Raw genomic sequence first — 17,323 nt, 5'->3', positions numbered from 1 at the left:
CGACTGATTTCCTAGATATTTAAATAGGAATCTCAATCACATTCTCAAACATTTCACCTCAGACCACCCTCAAAATCATTAACTATTTATCAATAAAACTTTTACAATATAGCCATGCACTGCACAGTGTAAGCGCTATGCTTACATCATCCCTACAAAAATAATAATCTTGGAGTCTGCCATGACTGCGCGTGAAACTTTAGTGCCAGTTTTACTTGAAAAGGTGTATCAACTGATTCAAGACAAACTCGACCTTGCTCATCAACCCTTAGTGACTCAACTTGCTCAACATTTGTTTAGTAATATTTCCAATGACGATCTCACTGAACGTAATGAATCGGATCTTTATGGTGCGGTGGTTAGCCTTTGGCATCATATCAACGAAAAAAATCCAGAAGAACGTTCGGTACGTGTCTTCAACCCAACAGTAAGCCGCCAAGGTTGGCAATCAACTCATACAATTGTTGAGATTGTTATTCCAGATAGTCCATTCCTTGTGGACTCAGTCAAAATGGCATTAAGCCGTTTAGATCTTTCATCGCATTTAATGCTTAATGGTCCCACTCAAATTGCCCGTTCAGAAAATGGTGATATTACATCGATTAACCAAGGTGAAGGGGCATTGCAGTCACTTTTCCATATTGAGGTTGATCGCCTGAGCAGTAAAGACACAATGACAGTGTTGAAAAATGAGTTATTAAGTATCTTAAGTGATACCAGTTTAGTGGTGCAAGATTGGCGACCAATGGTTGAAAAGCTAGATCAAGTCATTGCTCAGCTCGAAACCCAAAAAGAATTTATCCCAGTGGAAAGCGATCGTTATGAAGAGACGATAAAGTTTTTGCGTTGGCTTGGTAACCATAACTTTACCTTTATGGGCTACAAAGAGTTTGATTTGGTTTCCATTGAAGGGGACACCGAATTAAGACCTACACCCGACCAAGGCTTGGGATTATTTGCGGATGCTAAGCGAGTTCGCAGTGTTAAATTATCTGATTTTCCGGATTCAGCGCGCCTTGAGGCAAAAAAGCCATTTTTGCTTATTGTGACAAAAGGCAACACTCAGTCTCGTATTCATCGCCCAGCTTATACCGATTACATTGGCATTAAGAAGTTTGATAAATCGGGAAAAGTGATTGGTGAACATCGCTTTAGTGGTTTGTATACTTCTGCGGTGTATAACCAGAGTGTAGAAACGATCCCGCTTATTCGTGAAAAAGTTGAACGTATTTTAAAATCCAGCCGTTATCGTGAAGGTTCTTACTCATACAAAGCACTGCAAAATATTCTAGAAAACTACCCACGTGATGAACTACTACAAGCGCGTGAAGAAGAGATGCTTGAAGTTGGAATGGGTGTTGTACAAATGCAAGATCGGGATCTGCTGCGCTTATTTGTGCGAAAAGACCCGTTTGGACGTTTCTTCAGCTGTATGGTGTATGTTACCAAAGAGCGTTACAACACAGAACTTCGTCGTCAAACTCAAAGAATTTTCCAACAATATTTTGGTTGTGAACAAGAAGTCGAATTCACTACGTATTTTTCTGAAAGCCCACTTGCGAGAACACATTACATTGTTCGTGTTGATAACAACAACATGGATGTCGATGTTAAAACAGTAGAGCAAAATTTAATGGAAGCATCATCAACTTGGGACGACCGCTTGTCTGACGCGATAGTGTCTAATTTTGGCGAAAGTAAAGGTTTGCCATTATCAAAAGACTACATGCGTGCATTCCCTCGTTCGTATAAAGAAGACATGATGCCCGGTTCCGCTGTCGATGATATTCAAAGACTCGAAGCGCTAAATGAAGAGAACAAACTGGGCATGTTGTTTTATCGACCTCAAGAAGAGGCGGTAGATTCCAAAGCGGTTCGCTTGAAACTGTATCATCGAGATCAACCGATCCATCTATCTGATGTGATGCCCATGCTTGAAAACTTGGGGTTAAGAGTGATTGGTGAGTCACCTTATGAAGTGCGAAAACTCAATGGCCAAACGTATTGGATCCTTGATTTTTCTATGCTGCATAAAAGCGAGAAAAGTGTCGATCTTCGTGAGGCACGAGATCGTTTCCAACAAGCGTTTGCGGCAATTTGGGCTGGTGAATTAGAAAGTGATGGCTTCAACCGATTAGTGCTGGGTGCATCACTTACTGGTCGTGAAGTGTCTATTCTTAGAGCTTACGCTCGTTATATGCGCCAAGTGGGTTTCCCATTCAGTCAGCAATATATTGAAGATACGCTTAGCCATTATCCTGATGTAGCAAAAGGGCTGGTGGAGCTGTTCTTAAAACGTTTTGATCCTAAATATAAAGGCGCTCAAAAAGGTCAAACCGATCTTATTAATACCATCACAGAAGAGTTAGATCGTGTTGATAGTTTGGATGATGATCGTATTATTCGTCGTTATATGGAAATGATCACGGCCACCATTCGTACTAACTATTTCCAGTTGGATGAAAATAAACAGATCAAACCTTGGTTGTCGTTAAAAATGAAACCAAGTGAAATTTCTGAAATCCCAGCACCAGTACCAGCTTTTGAAATCTTCGTTTATGCACCTGATATCGAGGGTGTACATCTACGTGGTGGTAAGGTCGCGCGTGGTGGTCTACGTTGGTCTGACCGTCAAGAAGATTTCCGTACAGAAATTTTGGGCCTAGTTAAAGCGCAGCAAGTGAAAAACACCGTTATCGTACCAGTTGGTGCAAAAGGTGGCTTTGTGTGTAAGAAACAACATATGTTTACGACACGCGATGAGATTTTTGCAGAAGGCCAGCGCTGCTATAAACGCTTCATTCGTGCATTGCTTGATGTATCAGACAACATTATTGAAGGTGAAGTTATACCGCCTAAAAATGTGGTTCGCCACGATGACGATGATCCGTATTTGGTTGTCGCAGCAGACAAAGGTACTGCAACATTCTCAGATCTTGCCAACTCAGTATCGGCTGAATATAACTTCTGGTTAGGTGATGCTTTTGCCTCTGGTGGTTCGAATGGCTACGATCATAAGGCAATGGGGATCACCGCAAAAGGTGGTTGGGAATCCGTCAAACGCCATTTCCGTGAAATGGGCATTGATTGTCAAACCACCGATTTCACTGCGATTGGTATTGGTGATATGGCCGGTGATGTGTTTGGTAATGGCATGCTGTTATCCAAACATATTCGTATGCAGGCCGCATTTAACCATTTACACATCTTCATTGACCCAACGCCTGACTCAGCGAAAAGCTGGGAAGAGCGTAATCGACTATTTAATTTACCGCGCTCTAGTTGGGAAGATTACAACCCAAAATTGATTTCAAAAGGTGGTGGTATATTTTCTCGCAAAGCGAAATCAATCACGCTAACGTCTGAAATTCAGAAAATGTTGGGCACGAAGAAAGCGACAGTAGCACCAAATGATCTGATTAAATTGATCTTAAAAATGGAAGTCGATCTTCTTTGGAACGGTGGGATCGGTACTTACGTTAAGTCATCAAAAGAAACACATAGTGATGTGGGTGATCGCGCAAATGACGCATTGCGTATTGATGGTCGAGAGCTACGAGCCAAAGTGATTGGCGAAGGTGGTAATTTAGGTATGACTCAGCTTGGCCGAATCGAATACGCTTTGGCTGGTGGTCGTGTGAATACCGACTTTGTTGATAACGTCGGTGGTGTTGATTGTTCAGACAATGAAGTCAATATTAAGATCTTCCTTAATGGCTTAGTCGCAAACGGTGATCTCACCGTTAAGCAACGCAATCAGATCTTAGAATCGATGGAAGATGAAGTCGGTGAGATTGTTCTTGATGATGCATACGACCAGTCAGAGTCTATTTCGGTGACAGAGCAGCAAGGCGTATCCTTGGTGAAAGAGCAAATTCGTTTTATCCATACCTTGGAAAAAGCTGGCCATCTTGATAGAGCATTGGAATATATTCCAGATGATGAAACGTTGCTTGAACGTGAAAAACAAGGTTTCGCTTTAACGCGTCCAGAGCTTTCTGTGCTGGTTGCCTACGGTAAAATGGTTTTGAAAGAGCAGTTAGCCTGTGAAGAAATTTCACACGATGAATTCCATGCCCAACAACTGATTCGCTATTTCCCGACAGAGTTACGTCGTAACTATTCGCAACACATGCAAAACCACCCATTGCGTGCAGAAATTATTGCCACCGCTTTGGCCAACCAAATGGTTAATGAAATGGGTTGTAATTTTGTCACTCGTCTTCAAGAAGAGACTGGGGCAAATGTGGTTGATATTGCGAACGCTTATACTGCAGCCAGAGAAATTTATGGTTTAGGGCAAGTGCTAGAACAAGTTAGACAACTGGATAATAAAGCAGAGGCGGGTGCGCAATACGAAGTTATTTTCTTAGTGCGCCGAACATTGCGTCGTTTATCTCGTTGGTTATTACGTAATCGCTCTGGTAAACAATCCGTTAAAGAGCTGGTTGCTTTGTACCAAAATGATGTACACGCTGTTGCTGCAGATTTAGACACCATGCTGGTCGCAGATGAAGTAGCCGAACATAACGCGATGGCTCAAGTATGGATCGATAAAGGGATTAATGCTGAACTTGCTAATTATGTTGCTCGTTTGTCTAGCCTTTATTCAGTACTGGATATATCCACAGTGGCTCGTGAAAAAGGTAAAACAGTCGCTAAAACTGCCAAACTTTACTTTAACTTGGGCGATCGTTTGTCGTTGCATTGGTTCTTAAAACAGATCAACGGCCAAAGTGTGGATAATAACTGGCAAGCTTTAGCTCGTGCCGCATTCCGCGAAGATTTAGATTGGCAGCAACGCCAATTAACGGCTCAGGTACTCAATTGTGCCTGCAGTTCGGATGAGTTAGATGTAATCAAAGCGCTAGACGAATGGATAGTGAGTAACGAACTGTCATTAGTTCGTTGGGAGAGCATTTTAAATGAGTTTAAAGTGGGGTCTGTGCATGAATTTGCAAAATTCTCGGTGGCATTAAGGGAATTAGTACTTTTAAATTTGAATTGTGCAGCAAATGAGTAAATAATAACGCCCCGTTTATACGGGGCTTTTTTATTTCGGAGGCACAATGCTTTACCGCTTAGCCAGGACTGGCTTTTTCCAACTTGATGCCGAAAAGGCACATGATCTTGCGATTGAAAACTTTAAACGCTTAACAGGCACTCCTCTCGATCTCTTCTATCGCCAACACTTACCTAATCGTCCAGTAGAATGTATGGGACTGACCTTTAAAAACCCAGTAGGGTTGGCAGCAGGTCTCGATAAAAATGGTGAATGTATCGAAGCATTTGGTGCGATGGGTTTTGGTTTTGTGGAAGTCGGTACGGTAACACCGCGTCCTCAACCAGGTAACGATAAACCACGCCTATTTCGTTTAGTGCAAGCGGAAGGCATTATTAACCGCATGGGCTTTAACAACTTAGGGGTTGATAACCTTGTTGAGAATGTAAAGAAAGCCAAGTACGACGGAATCATTGGTATCAATATTGGTAAAAATAAAGATACGCCGATTGAAAATGGCGCAGATGATTACCTAATTTGTATGGAGAAGGTGTACCAATACGCGGGATATATTGCTGTAAATATTTCGTCTCCCAACACTCCAGGGTTAAGATCTCTTCAGTATGGTGAAGCATTAGATGATCTGCTTGCTGTATTGAAAGCAAAACAGTCTGAACTTGCCAAGCTGCATGATAAATATGTGCCGCTAACATTGAAGATCGCACCGGATCTCAGTGATGATGAAATTAAGCAGATTTGCCAATCGTTGATCAAAAATAACATCGATGGTGTTATTGCAACTAACACCACATTAGATCGCTCGTTAGTGGAAGGAATGAAATTTGCGAACGAGGCGGGTGGGTTAAGTGGACGTCCTGTCCAATCTAGAAGTACTGAAGTGATTAAGTGCCTATACGAACAACTAGGTGACAAACTACCTATTATTGGGGTAGGTGGTATTGACTCTTGTATCGCAGCGAAAGAAAAAATGCTAGCAGGGGCTAAACTTGTTCAGGTTTATTCTGGATTTATCTACCACGGCCCAGGTTTGGTTAGAGATATTGTAAAAAATCTATAAAGCATTTGATTTACCCCGTTTATATAAAAGTGACTGGGTCATAGTAAGAGGAAATGAACTATTCATTTCCTCTTTTTTTTTCTATTTCTATTCTTAAAATTGAAGTTAATGATTAACAAAGGTAATTAAGCGTTTTGCCTAATAGTTTGATAATCCACTAAAATTAAAGAGTTGGAACGATGCTTAAACCAAGTGACAAATGGAATTGGTACTACTCGGATAGCGAAGGCTATTTGATGCTAGACCTTGGCGATGAGATGGTTTTCAAAACCAATCTTTCCCGTAATCTACTTGTAGATTGCGCCTTTGTTAATAATCATTTCTCTGTTGATGACGCATCAGCATTTCAAACCTATAGAGAACAAATTAGTTACCTTGGCTTGAGTGAGCCACGACAAGCGGAGCTGGCACTGTACTGTGTGGCTGCAAAGCGCTTCCATAAGCCAGTTCAACCGAAAAGTTGGTTCTTTGACTATCAAGGCCAAGCGGTCGTACCTTGTGAAGGTGATGTTGTTCGGCTTCTAAATAGTTTCAACCAAGGCTACTTTATAGTTTTAGAAGCAGGGGATTGCGCCAGTCTTTGCGCCCTTGTTGATTTACAACCTTTCGTACTCAATGCAGGTTCAAAACAACTTGAATTTGGCCAGGTTATTAAAGTGATGCATGACAGAATGTCTTGCGCCAACCATATTTTACTTGAAGAGCATATCGCTTTAGTCAGTTAGCACTAGCGAAGTTCTACCTATTTCCGTTCCTTTGTTTCATTTCCTATCGGCTCACTAGCCGATTTTTTTTGCCTTTCTATTACCTTTCTTACTATTAATCTCTCGCAGACACAGCCTCATAGTTAATCTCAAATGTGAGATTTGTACAAAATTAGCACATCTATTTTGCAGAAAGTGACAGTAAGCATATCGATTTAAGATATGAAATGAGGGTGATTCTTCCCATTTTTAATTCATTTGTAGCTAAATTACGCCAATAAATCTCGCCTGGTATAGTCCAGATTTGGTGTGAATAAATACTCACTTCGTGTGTAGGCCTTGATAAACGGTAGATAAGTGATTGGTGTGATTTTTGTGGCGATTTTGCTTCATAGAAGTGGAAAGTGATGAGGAGTTGAGCAGTTGAAGGTTTGAGTAGCCCAAAGAAACACTTTGTTTTACTCAATGAACAGAATGTCAGGTATAATGTTAGGTCATTTTTTACCAGTAAAAGAACAGTATGAATCAATATCTAGCGGTTACCTCAAACGGTCTTGAGAACCTATTAGTTGAAGAACTAACAAAATTAGGGATTGCTGACGCAAAACCCGTACAAGCTGGGGTGAAATTTAAAGCATCTAAAGAGCAGATTTATCGCTGTTGTTTGTGGAGCCGACTAGCATCAAGATTTGTTCTTGTTCTTTCTGAATTTAACTGTCAGAACGACATGGATCTTTACTTGTCCGCAACGGCCGTTAATTGGGTTAATCATTTCCATAGTTCGAAGAAGTTTGTGGTCGACTTTAATGGTACAAACCGTGAAATCCGCAATAGCCAATATGGTGCGATGAAAGTTAAAGATGCCATCGTTGATTGCTTTACTAATAAGAATCTCCCTAGGCCATCGATCGACAAAGATCGTGCCGATCTTCGCGTGCATGTGCGTTTACACAAAGAGAAAGCCATACTCGGTATCGATATGGTTGGTGGTGGCCTTCATCAACGCGGTTATCGTCCAGAAGCGGGTCGTGCACCGCTTCGTGAAACGCTCGCGGCAGCGATTATCTTACGCAGTGGGTGGAATGAGACTAAGCCACTTCTTGATCCTATGTGTGGTTCAGGAACTTTATTGATTGAAGCCGCTATGATGGCCGCAGGAATGGCACCTGGCGTTAAGCGTGCTAAGTGGGGCTTTGAAGCGCTAGAAGATTTCGATGCAGAGCTTTGGGCCCAAATCAAATCAGAAGCGAATGTACAAGCCAGACGTGGTGTCAAAAAAGTTGACTGTAAGTTTTTTGGCTTCGATAACGATGCTCGTGTATTACAAACCGCTAAAGACAACGCACGTCGCGCCGGTGTTGAAGATTTAATTACCTTCCAACTCGGTGATGCTGCACTAATTAAACGTCCAGCCGACTTTGAAGACGGGGTGGTTATTTGTAACCCACCTTATGGTGAGCGTTTAGGCACACATCCTGGCTTAATTGCGTTATACACGGCATTTGGTGGACAATTGAAAGCAGAATTTGGTGGTTGCCAAGCTTCTATCTTCTCAAGTTCAGATGAATTGCTTAGTTGCTTACGTATGCGCGCTGAGAAGCAGTTCAAATTGAATAACGGTGCGTTACCGTGTCACCAAAAGAACTACTCAATTTCAGCTCGTGTGGTTGATACTGTAAATGGCTCTCAACAAGAATCACTAGTGGCGCCTGATTTCTCGAATCGATTGAAGAAAAATATCGCGAAAATAGGCAAGTGGGCAAGACGTGAAGAGCTCGATTGTTACCGTATCTACGATGCGGACTTACCGGAATATAATGTGGCTATTGACGTATACCTTGATCACTTAGTGATCCAAGAATATGCCGCGCCTAAAGATATCCCAGAAGAGAAAGCGAAACGTCGATTAACGGATATTATTCGTGCTGCCATTCAAGTAACTGGCACAGAAGCCAACAAAGTCGTACTTAAAGTGCGTGAGAAGCAAAAAGGGCGCTCTCAGTACCAGAAAATGGCTCAGGTTTCAGAAACCATGCAGGTTAACGAATATGGGGTTAAGTTAATTGTTAATTTACATGACTACCTAGATACTGGGCTTTTTTTAGATCATAAATTGACTCGTCGCCGTTTAGGGCAAATGGCGAAAGGCAAAGATTTCTTAAATCTATTTGCTTATACCGGCTCTGCAACCGTGCATGCCGCTTGTGGTGGAGCTAAATCAACCATGACAGTGGATATGTCGAAAACTTATTTAGAGTGGGCTAAAGAGAATTTGAAGCTAAATGGTCAAATTGGCCGTCAGCATAGCTTTGAACAGGCAGACTGCTTGCAATGGCTAGATAACGCTAAAGAACAATTTGATCTCATTTTTATTGATCCGCCAACCTTTTCGAACTCTAAGCGCATGGAACAGACTTTTGACGTTCAACGAGATCACATCAAACTGATGGAGAACTTGAAACGTATTCTGCGCCCAGATGGCATAATTGTTTTCTCAAACAACAAACGCCACTTTAAAATGGATTTAGAAGCGCTTGCAGAACTAGGGTTGGAAGCCAAAAATATTTCAGCGCAAACACTACCTTTGGACTTTGAGCGTAATAAGCAGATTCATAACTGTTGGACTATTGCACACGCAAGCAACGAATAGGGTATAAAGTTGTTCACTCTTTACAGCACGGAAGGATGCCATCTTTGTGAGATGGCATTTGAGCTAACTCAGCAAGCCAAGATTAGTCATCAAGTCGATATTGTCGATATTGCCTTTGATGACGAGCTCTTTTCGCGTTACGGTGTCACCATTCCTGTATTGAAATATCAACAATCGGAATTGAATTGGCCCTTTGACTTACAAAAATTACTTCATTGGTTAGAAAATAATGGCATTAATCACCATCCATAATGGTCAACTTGCATTTGGTGACCACCCTTTACTTGACCATGCAGATTTCGCATTGCAAGAAAACGAACGCGTCTGTTTAGTTGGCCGAAATGGTGCCGGCAAGTCGACAATGATGAAGGTTCTTGCTGGCGACATCGTAATGGATGACGGCAAAATGCAAGTGACGCAAGATGTTGTCGTTTCCAGATTAGAGCAAGACCCACCTCGTGATGAAGCCGGAACCGTTTTTGACTACGTGGCTGGTGGTTTGGCTGAAGTGGGCGAGTCTCTTAAGATCTACCAAGATCTTCTCGATCTGATTGCGGTAGATCCAAGCGAAAGCAATATTAATAAATTATCTCGAGTGCAAGAACAGCTAGAGCATACTGGTGCATGGCGCTTTGAAGACCGAATTCAAAATGTAATGGCTGCTCTCAAATTAGACGGTCATACTAAGTTGACTGATCTTTCTGGTGGCTGGCAGCGCAAAGCCGCTTTGGCAAGAGCATTGGTTTGCGATCCTGACGTGTTATTGCTAGATGAACCAACGAACCACCTTGATGTGACAACGATTGAATGGTTAGAAGGCTTTTTGAAGGATTTTCGAGGTTCGATTATCTTTGTATCGCATGACCGTGCTTTCATCCACTCCATGTCGACGCGCATTGTTGATCTCGATCGTGGTAAATTAAGTTCTTTTCCGGGTGATTATGATCAATATTTAGTCGCCAAAGAAGAAGCGCTGCGTGTTGAAGAGATGCAAAACGCAGAATTTGATAAAAAGCTCGCCCAAGAAGAAGTCTGGATTCGTCAGGGAATCAAAGCACGTCGAACACGTAACGAAGGGCGTGTTAGAGCTCTGAAGAAGCTGAGAGAAGAACGCAGTGATCGCCGCGAAGTTCAGGGCAAGGCGAATCTACAAATCGATGACGCGGCTCGTTCAGGTAAAATCGTGTTTGAAGCTAAAGATATTAGTTACAGCATAGATGGGAAAAACATTGTTTCTAACTTCAGCTTTAACATTATGCGTGGCGACCGAATTGCGCTTATCGGCCCGAATGGTTGCGGTAAGAGTACTTTGTTAAAACTACTATTAGGCGACCTACAGGTTCAAAGTGGCAAACTACATTGTGGTACCAAGCTCGAAGTCGCTTACTTTGATCAGTATCGTGAAATCCTCGATCCAGAAAAATCGGTGATTGATAATTTGGCCGATGGTAAACAGGAAGTGATGGTTGGTGGTCGTCAACGTCATGCGTTAAGTTATCTGCAAGACTTCCTATTTGCGCCTAAGCGTGCACGAACGCCAGTGAAAGCACTATCGGGTGGTGAAAAGAACCGCTTGCTGTTAGCCCGTATTTTTCTTAAGCCGAATAATTTATTGATTCTAGATGAACCAACTAACGACTTAGATATCGAAACATTGGAACTTTTAGAAGATTTGCTTGCCAACTATCAGGGTACGTTGCTGTTAGTCAGTCATGATCGTCAATTTGTTGATAATACAGTGACAACCAGCTGGATTTTTGAAGGTAATGGTAAAATTGAAGAATTTGTTGGTGGTTACCATGATGCTCAGCAACAAAGGGCGCAGGTTCTTCAAACTCGAGTTGTTGAAAATGTGAGCAAGGTTGAGAAAGTGGTTGAGGAAACTCCCAAAACCGCATCAATTAAAACCAAGCCTAAGAAATTATCTTATAAACTGCAGCGAGAGTTAGAAGGGTTGCCAGCCAAGTTAGAGCAACTAGAAGACGAAATTTCATTGCTTCAAGAACAAGTGAACGATCCTGAGTTTTTCATGCAATCTGTAGAAAAGACACAGCCCGTTTTAGATAAGTTAACTGCAACAGAGCAGGAACTTGAAATTGCGTTTGAGCGCTGGGAAGAGCTCGAAGCGATGCAACAGGAAAGTTAATCATTAATGAGTAGTACAACATTTAAAATGAGCGCAATTGCAGTCAGCATTTTGGCTGCAACGCAAGTACAGGCAGCTTTATATCAAGTTGTAGAAGTATCACCTAACTTTACGGCCAATGAATATTATGGCCGTGCAATACAAAAAAATACGGTTTCATCGCATCCATTAGGCTGTTTTGAAACATCTTGTAGTGAATCATCTTTTCAATTTGCTGGTGATACACTAAATGGTTCAGACGGTATTTCATATCGTGATGAAGTGCCATTTAAAATGGACAATCGTTTTCTTTATCAAGATCGCGATGACTTAGAAGATTATTGTTACAGAGAACAGGGCTATTCAACCTGTGATGCATGGGCTGATAAACAGTGGCACGGTTTTGATTATAATGGCGTGGAAACTGGTGGTTTGAAGCGTGAGCGTGATGCTTGGGATAACGCGAATTACACATCGAATGCCTCTGCTTTTGTAAACACCGCCAAAAAATCGCCAACCATTAATGCTATTGTTGGTTCTAGTGATCCAATTGCAGGAACAATAAATACGATCATTACTGCCATTGATGGATCAACTCCGATAGGTATTACCAGTAGTGGCTATGCCTTGTCAGGTAGTAACTATGCCTTGGGCTATCGCCAACGTGGTTTCTATGGCCAGACAATATTAAACCCACCAACGGATACGTCTATTGTTAGCGATACTAACAATAAAATTGTTGAAAAAATGGGTCGAACATTCGCTTATGATCTATTCGATAATGGCACAAATGAATTTGTAGTCGGCAGTGCATCGGTAAGCTCTTACCTAACTGGAAATAGCGACGACGACAATAAAGATTACAACGGTGATGTTAATTATTGTGTGAATGACAGTGTTGATCCTCAAACGACTCGTCAATGCCAAAACTTTGCTTTTGCAACCCAAGCTTATATGTGGGACGCCACTAGCCCAACAGTTGGTTACCGCGTAACAGGTTGGATTGGCGATGTTACTGCCAATAGGAACGGCTATTCTGCTGAAGCCAGTGTTCGTGGTGCTGCAATCGCTGATTCTGGCAACTATGCGACCAAACCAGTAATGGCTGGTTTTAATACTTCCCGTGATAGTGATGTATTAAGAATGCAAGCAACGGTGTTTTACCCGAATGGTAAGTATGATCCGGCAAATCCAGTTCATGATATGTGGGACAGCAAAGTCATTTCAGGAACTGAATTGAAACAGGGCAGTGATCTTATCTATTCAAATTCGATGGCGACGGATATCAACAAGAATCTAATTGTTGTTGGTGAGTCTAAACGTCGTGGTGATAGACCTGAAAGCGGCGCAGCCGCTAACCGTATTTTCATTGCAGATGCGAATACTGGCAATCCTGTGGCAAACTATTTATCCGGCGGTATTTTCTTTAGCGGTGCTGGTGGTGAGGCTAATGCAATCAACAAGTATAATGAAGTTGTTGGTACCATTGATGCCGAAACCTCTCGTGAATATAACGGTAAGCAACGCCGCCATCGTGGATTTATTTATCCTTATAATGGTACTGGTAGTGAAGTTACCCGCATGGCACTTTTCAAAAACCAAGCGTGGTGGCTCGACGACTTGACCAATGATGGGAATGCTAAGGGTGCCAATAACCAGTATCGGATCTTCGAAGCCTCTGATATCAATGATGATGGTGTGATTGCCGCTACTGCCTTTAAGTGTTCTGGTGGATATGATGACACTTCTCATAACTCATATTGTTCTTCCGGCACAGAAGCTGTAGTTGCCATAAAACTGGTTCCTATTGCTGGCAATACCGCTGACGATATTGTGGTGCGTAATACTGATTTACCCGATGTTGAACGTAAAGGTGGCAGCCTTGGTTGGCTGACTCTGACATTGATTGGGTTGCTTGGGTTCCGTAGAAAATAGTCATTTTATGTAAAGAAGAGCGCAGGTTCACAAATTTGGATCTGCGCTTTTTTGTTGCTTGTGAAAGTTGAAATTTTGAGCAATTATTAATTGTGGCTTAACAAAACTGCCACGTAGATTTAATAGTTGTATGTAAGACACAAGTTACTGTATGAGGACTACACTATGATGAAGAGACAAAAGCGTGATCGCCTTGAAAGAGCACAGTCTCATGGGTACAAAGCTGGCTTAAACGGACGTTCCGTAGAGGCTTGCCCTTATCAACAAACAGACGCTCGTTCATATTGGCTAGGCGGTTGGCGTGATGCCAGAGATGACAAACAAGCTGGTCTCTACAAATAAACCCCACATACATGCAAAAGGATTTGAAGCCCCGGAAGGGGCTTTTTAGAGCCCACCTGAAGCACTATAACTAAATCCATTGGTAACAATAAAGCGACTCAAATGAGTCGCTAGACTTTAGAATTCGTTGAATTAAAAAGCAGAAGTATCTTGGAATAGACCGACTTTTAAGTCTTTTGCCACATAGATCTCTTTACCGTCAACTAGCACTCGGCCATCGGCCAAACCCATCACCAGTTTGCGGTTTACAACACGCTTCATGTTGATTTCATAGGTCACTTTCTTAGCAGTAGGTAGTATTTGACCTGTGAATTTTACTTCGCCAACACCAAGTGCTCTGCCTTTACCTTTTCCGCCAACCCAACCTAGGAAGAAGCCAACGAGTTGCCACATTGCATCTAACCCTAAACAACCAGGCATTACTGGGTCACCAGGGAAATGGCAGTCAAAGAACCAAAGATCAGGAGTGATGTCTAATTCAGCAAGAATAAGGCCTTTACCGTATTCACCTTCAGTTTCTGACATTTTAGGGATACGATCCATCATCAACATATTTGGTGCTGGTAGTTGAGGGTATCCTGGACCAAAAAGCTCACCACGGCTGGAAGCTAAAAGGTCATCACGGTTGTATGAGTCACGTTTATTCTGCATTATTAATTACTCCAATTTTTGATAGGGGGGATATTAGTGAACGCGTGTACGCTAAACAACTCCGATCAGTACTAAACAAACCAGTTTTTGATGCGTTCTACGATCCCTTGCGATAGTTCATGTCTTTCAAAGTTTTCAATACGTTGCGCGATTTTATTGATGATACTATCCTCATCATCGCCTCTAAATGGTGTTCCCATCAAAATTGGTACGGCTTCATCTACAGTTGAGACCGGCCAAATATGAAACTCCCCACGTTTAATGCTATTTACCACATCTTTATGAAGAGCAAGATGGTTCAAGTTGGTTGTCGGTAAAATAACACCTTGTTCACCAGTAAAACCCTGATACTTACAAACGTGATAAAAACCTTCAATTTTTTCATTTAGACCACCAACCGCTTGAACCCGACCAAATTGGTCGACAGCACCAGTAACAGCGATCTGTTGGTTAATTGGATGTTCAGCGAGTGCGCTGACCAATGAGCAAAGCTCGGCAAGCGAAGCGCTATCACCATCAACTTCACTGTACGACTGTTCGAATACAACAGATGCTGAGTAAGGGAGCGGGGCATCTAAATTCATCGAACTGCTCAAGAAAGCTTGCATGATCATCATGCCTTTCGCATGCAAATTACCGCCAAGCTCCGCTTTACGTTCAACATCAGCGATGTCACCATCACCAAAGTGTATGACACATGAAATGCGCGCTGGTTCACCATAGGCTAGTGGGTGGCCTGCTACATCAATGACCGTTAAACCATTTACCTGACCAACTTGTTCACCTTGTGTTTCAATGATCACTTGTCCGTCAATAATGTCGTCAAGCGCACGTTGTGGCAGATAGGATTCACGGAAGTATCGTTTATCAAGAGCAAGTTCTATATGTTCATCAGCGATTGTTTTAAAATTAGATTCTAGGGCTGCTTCTTCAAGTAGAGCGCGATGCCACATAACACATAAAGGTGCATAATGTTGGTCTTCAGTAAAACGGGCTCCCGCGGTCATTAGCGTAGTGATCGCATTTTCTGTTAATGCCGGCAAACCATAAGTTTCTGATATCCAACGTAAGTAGGCTAAATAAATAGAAATAGTTTGCTCATCAATCTTCAAATCTAACTCCAATTCGCTATAAAAGCACAAACTAGAGTGGATATCAGCATCCATATAATCGACATCACCTAATTGATTACGATCTCCGAGAATGACAAGTTTAATGTCGTAGGCTTTTGTTATAGGAGATTGAATAGGGGATTTAGGATCACAGTTTATTGGGCTGACATACTCTCCCAGAATTGCTGCTTTCAGCATTGGCCAACAAGTAGGATTCGCCAGTAATAAGTTTGCAGAGACCAGTAAAAAACCACCATCAGCTTTATCGAGCAACCCTGGAACTTCATTAATAATATGACCATCTTCGGCTTTAAATTGTCCGAAAATCGTCTTTACATCAATAGATTCAGTACAGATGACTGGAGCAGACTTTATTAGCGATTGAATTTTATTGCCTACTAAGTGGCGATAAATTGAGTTATCTGGCGCATTGATCAGCATCATGCGAGTGAAGCCTTTAAGTTGCACAAACTGCGCAATAGCACTCGTTAGTCTTGGTTGAGTTTCAAATAAATCTAAAGGGGGAAGACTAGGGTATTGGGCTAGTTGTGAATTAAATTGATCATACTGAGGTGTGACAGAACGCCAGATATTTTGAGTCATTGAAATACAATATTGATTAAAAGAATCCAGATTATATAGAAAAAGCGTAGTGTCTAACAGCATCATTATTATGATTGATCTTGTTCTCTTTTTTGCATCCAAAAATTGAACAAATTGAAAGCCTGGGTTACGCTGTCACCCTAACTTTGAATGGATTGATGACATGAAATATCAGCAGCTCGAAAACTTGGAATCTGGTTGGAAGTGGCAGTACTTAATCAAAAAATGGAAAGATGGTGATGCCATTACTCGCTATATAGACAAAAGTGAAGCCAAGGTTGCTATTGAACAATTACAACAGATTGAGCACGAGCCAACCTTAGTATTGAAATGGATAGAGCAACACATGGCTCTTGATCTTGACAACAAGCTTAAACAGGCAATCAGAGCGAAGCGAAAACGTCATTTTAATGCTGAGCAGCTTCACACAAGAAAAAAATCCATTGATCTTGATTATCGTGTCTGGGAGAAGCTTTCTTACCGCGCAAATGAGTTAGGTTGTACATTGTCTGATGCCATCGAGTATTTGCTCAGTGAAGCTTCACGTAGCGAAAAAGCAAGCAGAACTGTTACTAGCTTGAAAGAAGACTTAAGTAAATTGTTGTCTGAATAAGGAATGAATATGTTGTATGTGATTATTATTGCTGCCGTTGTCATATTTTGGTTGGTTGCTGTAGATAGACCTGTATTGAAGGTGAAATTTAAAGATGGAGCAATTATCCAGTCAAAAGGTCATTTTCCACCAAGTTTTAAGCATAATGTTTCTGAGATCGGTGATGTGACTGCATTTGATGGTGAGTTGAAGGTGTATCAACAACGTACTGGTATGAAGCTTGTTTTTTCAAAGCAAGTACCAAAGAAAATTCAACAACGTATTCGCAATGTTTTTCCTCACCAGGGATTTACTAGTAAAGAATCACGGACGAAGAAATCACATTGAGTATGTTTCAAGTTTATGAACAAGAGATTCTAGTAAACATGAGCATTAGCGAATTGATCCGCCCCAGCAGTTTTGGACACTGAGTTAAGTGAGTACAATCACTAACGAGGTGAACAATGACTACTAAGAAAACTAGAATTAAACATTCCCCTGAATTTAAAGCAGAAACTCTGAAGCTAGC

At 41.7% G+C, this 17,323-nt stretch carries 12 protein-coding genes; 10 read left to right on the top strand and 2 right to left on the bottom strand.

Features of this window, described 5'->3' with window-relative positions; all coding sequences use genetic code 11:
- Positions 1–181 precede the first annotated feature (181 nt).
- From EYW48_RS16095 to rmf, 8 genes are all read left to right on the top strand, one after another.
- On the top strand, positions 182–5,023 hold the full coding sequence (locus tag EYW48_RS16095; protein WP_274683642.1) for an NAD-glutamate dehydrogenase: 4,842 nt from the start codon (positions 182–184) through the stop codon (positions 5,021–5,023).
- A 46-nt stretch (positions 5,024–5,069) separates the two neighbouring features.
- Positions 5,070–6,080 (top strand): quinone-dependent dihydroorotate dehydrogenase, encoded by a 1,011-nt coding sequence (pyrD, locus tag EYW48_RS16090; RefSeq protein WP_171979908.1) that lies wholly within the window; start codon positions 5,070–5,072, stop codon positions 6,078–6,080.
- 179 nt (positions 6,081–6,259) lie between these two features.
- The gene (locus EYW48_RS16085; RefSeq protein WP_261917772.1) at positions 6,260–6,805 is read left to right on the top strand and encodes a cell division protein ZapC; all 546 of its coding nucleotides are present in this window, start codon (positions 6,260–6,262) and stop codon (positions 6,803–6,805) included.
- A gap of 499 nt (positions 6,806–7,304) precedes the next feature.
- On the top strand, positions 7,305–9,434 hold the full coding sequence (gene rlmKL, locus EYW48_RS16080; protein WP_277432668.1) for a bifunctional 23S rRNA (guanine(2069)-N(7))-methyltransferase RlmK/23S rRNA (guanine(2445)-N(2))-methyltransferase RlmL: 2,130 nt from the start codon (positions 7,305–7,307) through the stop codon (positions 9,432–9,434).
- 9 nt (positions 9,435–9,443) lie between these two features.
- A complete protein-coding gene (locus EYW48_RS16075; protein WP_141652889.1) occupies positions 9,444–9,686 on the top strand; it encodes a glutaredoxin family protein in 243 nt (80 codons plus the stop codon).
- Entirely contained in the window at positions 9,664–11,580 is a 1,917-nt protein-coding gene (locus EYW48_RS16070; protein ID WP_053311556.1) for an ABC transporter ATP-binding protein, read from the top strand. The genes EYW48_RS16075 and EYW48_RS16070 overlap by 23 nt, the downstream gene beginning before the upstream one ends.
- Before the next feature lie 6 nt (positions 11,581–11,586).
- The gene (locus tag EYW48_RS16065) at positions 11,587–13,494 is read left to right on the top strand and encodes a DUF3466 family protein (RefSeq protein WP_277432667.1); all 1,908 of its coding nucleotides are present in this window, start codon (positions 11,587–11,589) and stop codon (positions 13,492–13,494) included.
- Positions 13,495–13,662: 168 nt separating this feature from the next.
- Positions 13,663–13,836, top strand: a complete 174-nt coding sequence (gene rmf, locus EYW48_RS16060) for a ribosome modulation factor (protein WP_010320553.1) — start codon at positions 13,663–13,665, stop codon at positions 13,834–13,836.
- Between the two features lie 132 nt (positions 13,837–13,968).
- Here the strand turns inward: rmf and fabA are convergent, their stop codons facing one another.
- Both fabA and EYW48_RS16050 read right to left on the bottom strand, forming a co-directional pair.
- Positions 13,969–14,487 carry a bifunctional 3-hydroxydecanoyl-ACP dehydratase/trans-2-decenoyl-ACP isomerase gene (gene fabA, locus EYW48_RS16055; RefSeq protein WP_053311554.1) on the bottom strand — a complete coding sequence of 173 codons (519 nt, stop codon included), beginning with the start codon at positions 14,485–14,487 and terminating at the stop codon, positions 13,969–13,971.
- A gap of 71 nt (positions 14,488–14,558) precedes the next feature.
- A complete protein-coding gene (locus EYW48_RS16050) occupies positions 14,559–16,202 on the bottom strand; it encodes a Lon protease family protein (protein ID WP_261926821.1) in 1,644 nt (547 codons plus the stop codon).
- 163 nt (positions 16,203–16,365) lie between these two features.
- Between EYW48_RS16050 and matP the strand changes: the two genes are divergently transcribed.
- Together matP and EYW48_RS16040 are read left to right on the top strand one after the other, a co-directional pair.
- On the top strand, positions 16,366–16,815 hold the full coding sequence (gene matP / locus EYW48_RS16045) for a macrodomain Ter protein MatP (protein WP_053311553.1): 450 nt from the start codon (positions 16,366–16,368) through the stop codon (positions 16,813–16,815).
- 9 nt (positions 16,816–16,824) lie between these two features.
- Positions 16,825–17,142, top strand: a complete 318-nt coding sequence (locus EYW48_RS16040; protein ID WP_274672123.1) for a DUF3634 family protein — start codon at positions 16,825–16,827, stop codon at positions 17,140–17,142.
- The last annotated feature ends 181 nt before the right edge of the window (positions 17,143–17,323 follow it).

It is taken from the genome of Vibrio sp. 1180_3, from assembly GCF_029478545.1.
Classification (GTDB): domain Bacteria; phylum Pseudomonadota; class Gammaproteobacteria; order Enterobacterales; family Vibrionaceae; genus Vibrio; species Vibrio aestuarianus.
The sequence above is the reverse complement of the archived record's forward strand: the minus strand, read 5'-3'. Positions and strand labels throughout refer to the sequence as shown.

Excerpts from the sequence above, each read along its gene's own strand:
- EYW48_RS16065 (WP_277432667.1), top strand. The coding sequence starts at position 11,587 with ATGAGTAGTACAACATTTAAAATGAGCGCAATTGCAGTCAGCATTTTG.
- rlmKL (WP_277432668.1), top strand. The coding sequence starts at position 7,305 with ATGAATCAATATCTAGCGGTTACCTCAAACGGTCTTGAGAACCTATTA.
- EYW48_RS16050 (WP_261926821.1), bottom strand. The coding sequence starts at position 16,202 with ATGACTCAAAATATCTGGCGTTCTGTCACACCTCAGTATGATCAATTT.
- matP (WP_053311553.1), top strand. The coding sequence starts at position 16,366 with ATGAAATATCAGCAGCTCGAAAACTTGGAATCTGGTTGGAAGTGGCAG.
- rmf (WP_010320553.1), top strand. The coding sequence starts at position 13,663 with ATGAAGAGACAAAAGCGTGATCGCCTTGAAAGAGCACAGTCTCATGGG.
- EYW48_RS16040 (WP_274672123.1), top strand. The coding sequence starts at position 16,825 with ATGTTGTATGTGATTATTATTGCTGCCGTTGTCATATTTTGGTTGGTT.
- EYW48_RS16095 (WP_274683642.1), top strand. The coding sequence starts at position 182 with ATGACTGCGCGTGAAACTTTAGTGCCAGTTTTACTTGAAAAGGTGTAT.
- fabA (WP_053311554.1), bottom strand. The coding sequence starts at position 14,487 with ATGCAGAATAAACGTGACTCATACAACCGTGATGACCTTTTAGCTTCC.
- EYW48_RS16070 (WP_053311556.1), top strand. The coding sequence starts at position 9,664 with ATGGCATTAATCACCATCCATAATGGTCAACTTGCATTTGGTGACCAC.
- EYW48_RS16085 (WP_261917772.1), top strand. The coding sequence starts at position 6,260 with ATGCTTAAACCAAGTGACAAATGGAATTGGTACTACTCGGATAGCGAA.
- pyrD (WP_171979908.1), top strand. The coding sequence starts at position 5,070 with ATGCTTTACCGCTTAGCCAGGACTGGCTTTTTCCAACTTGATGCCGAA.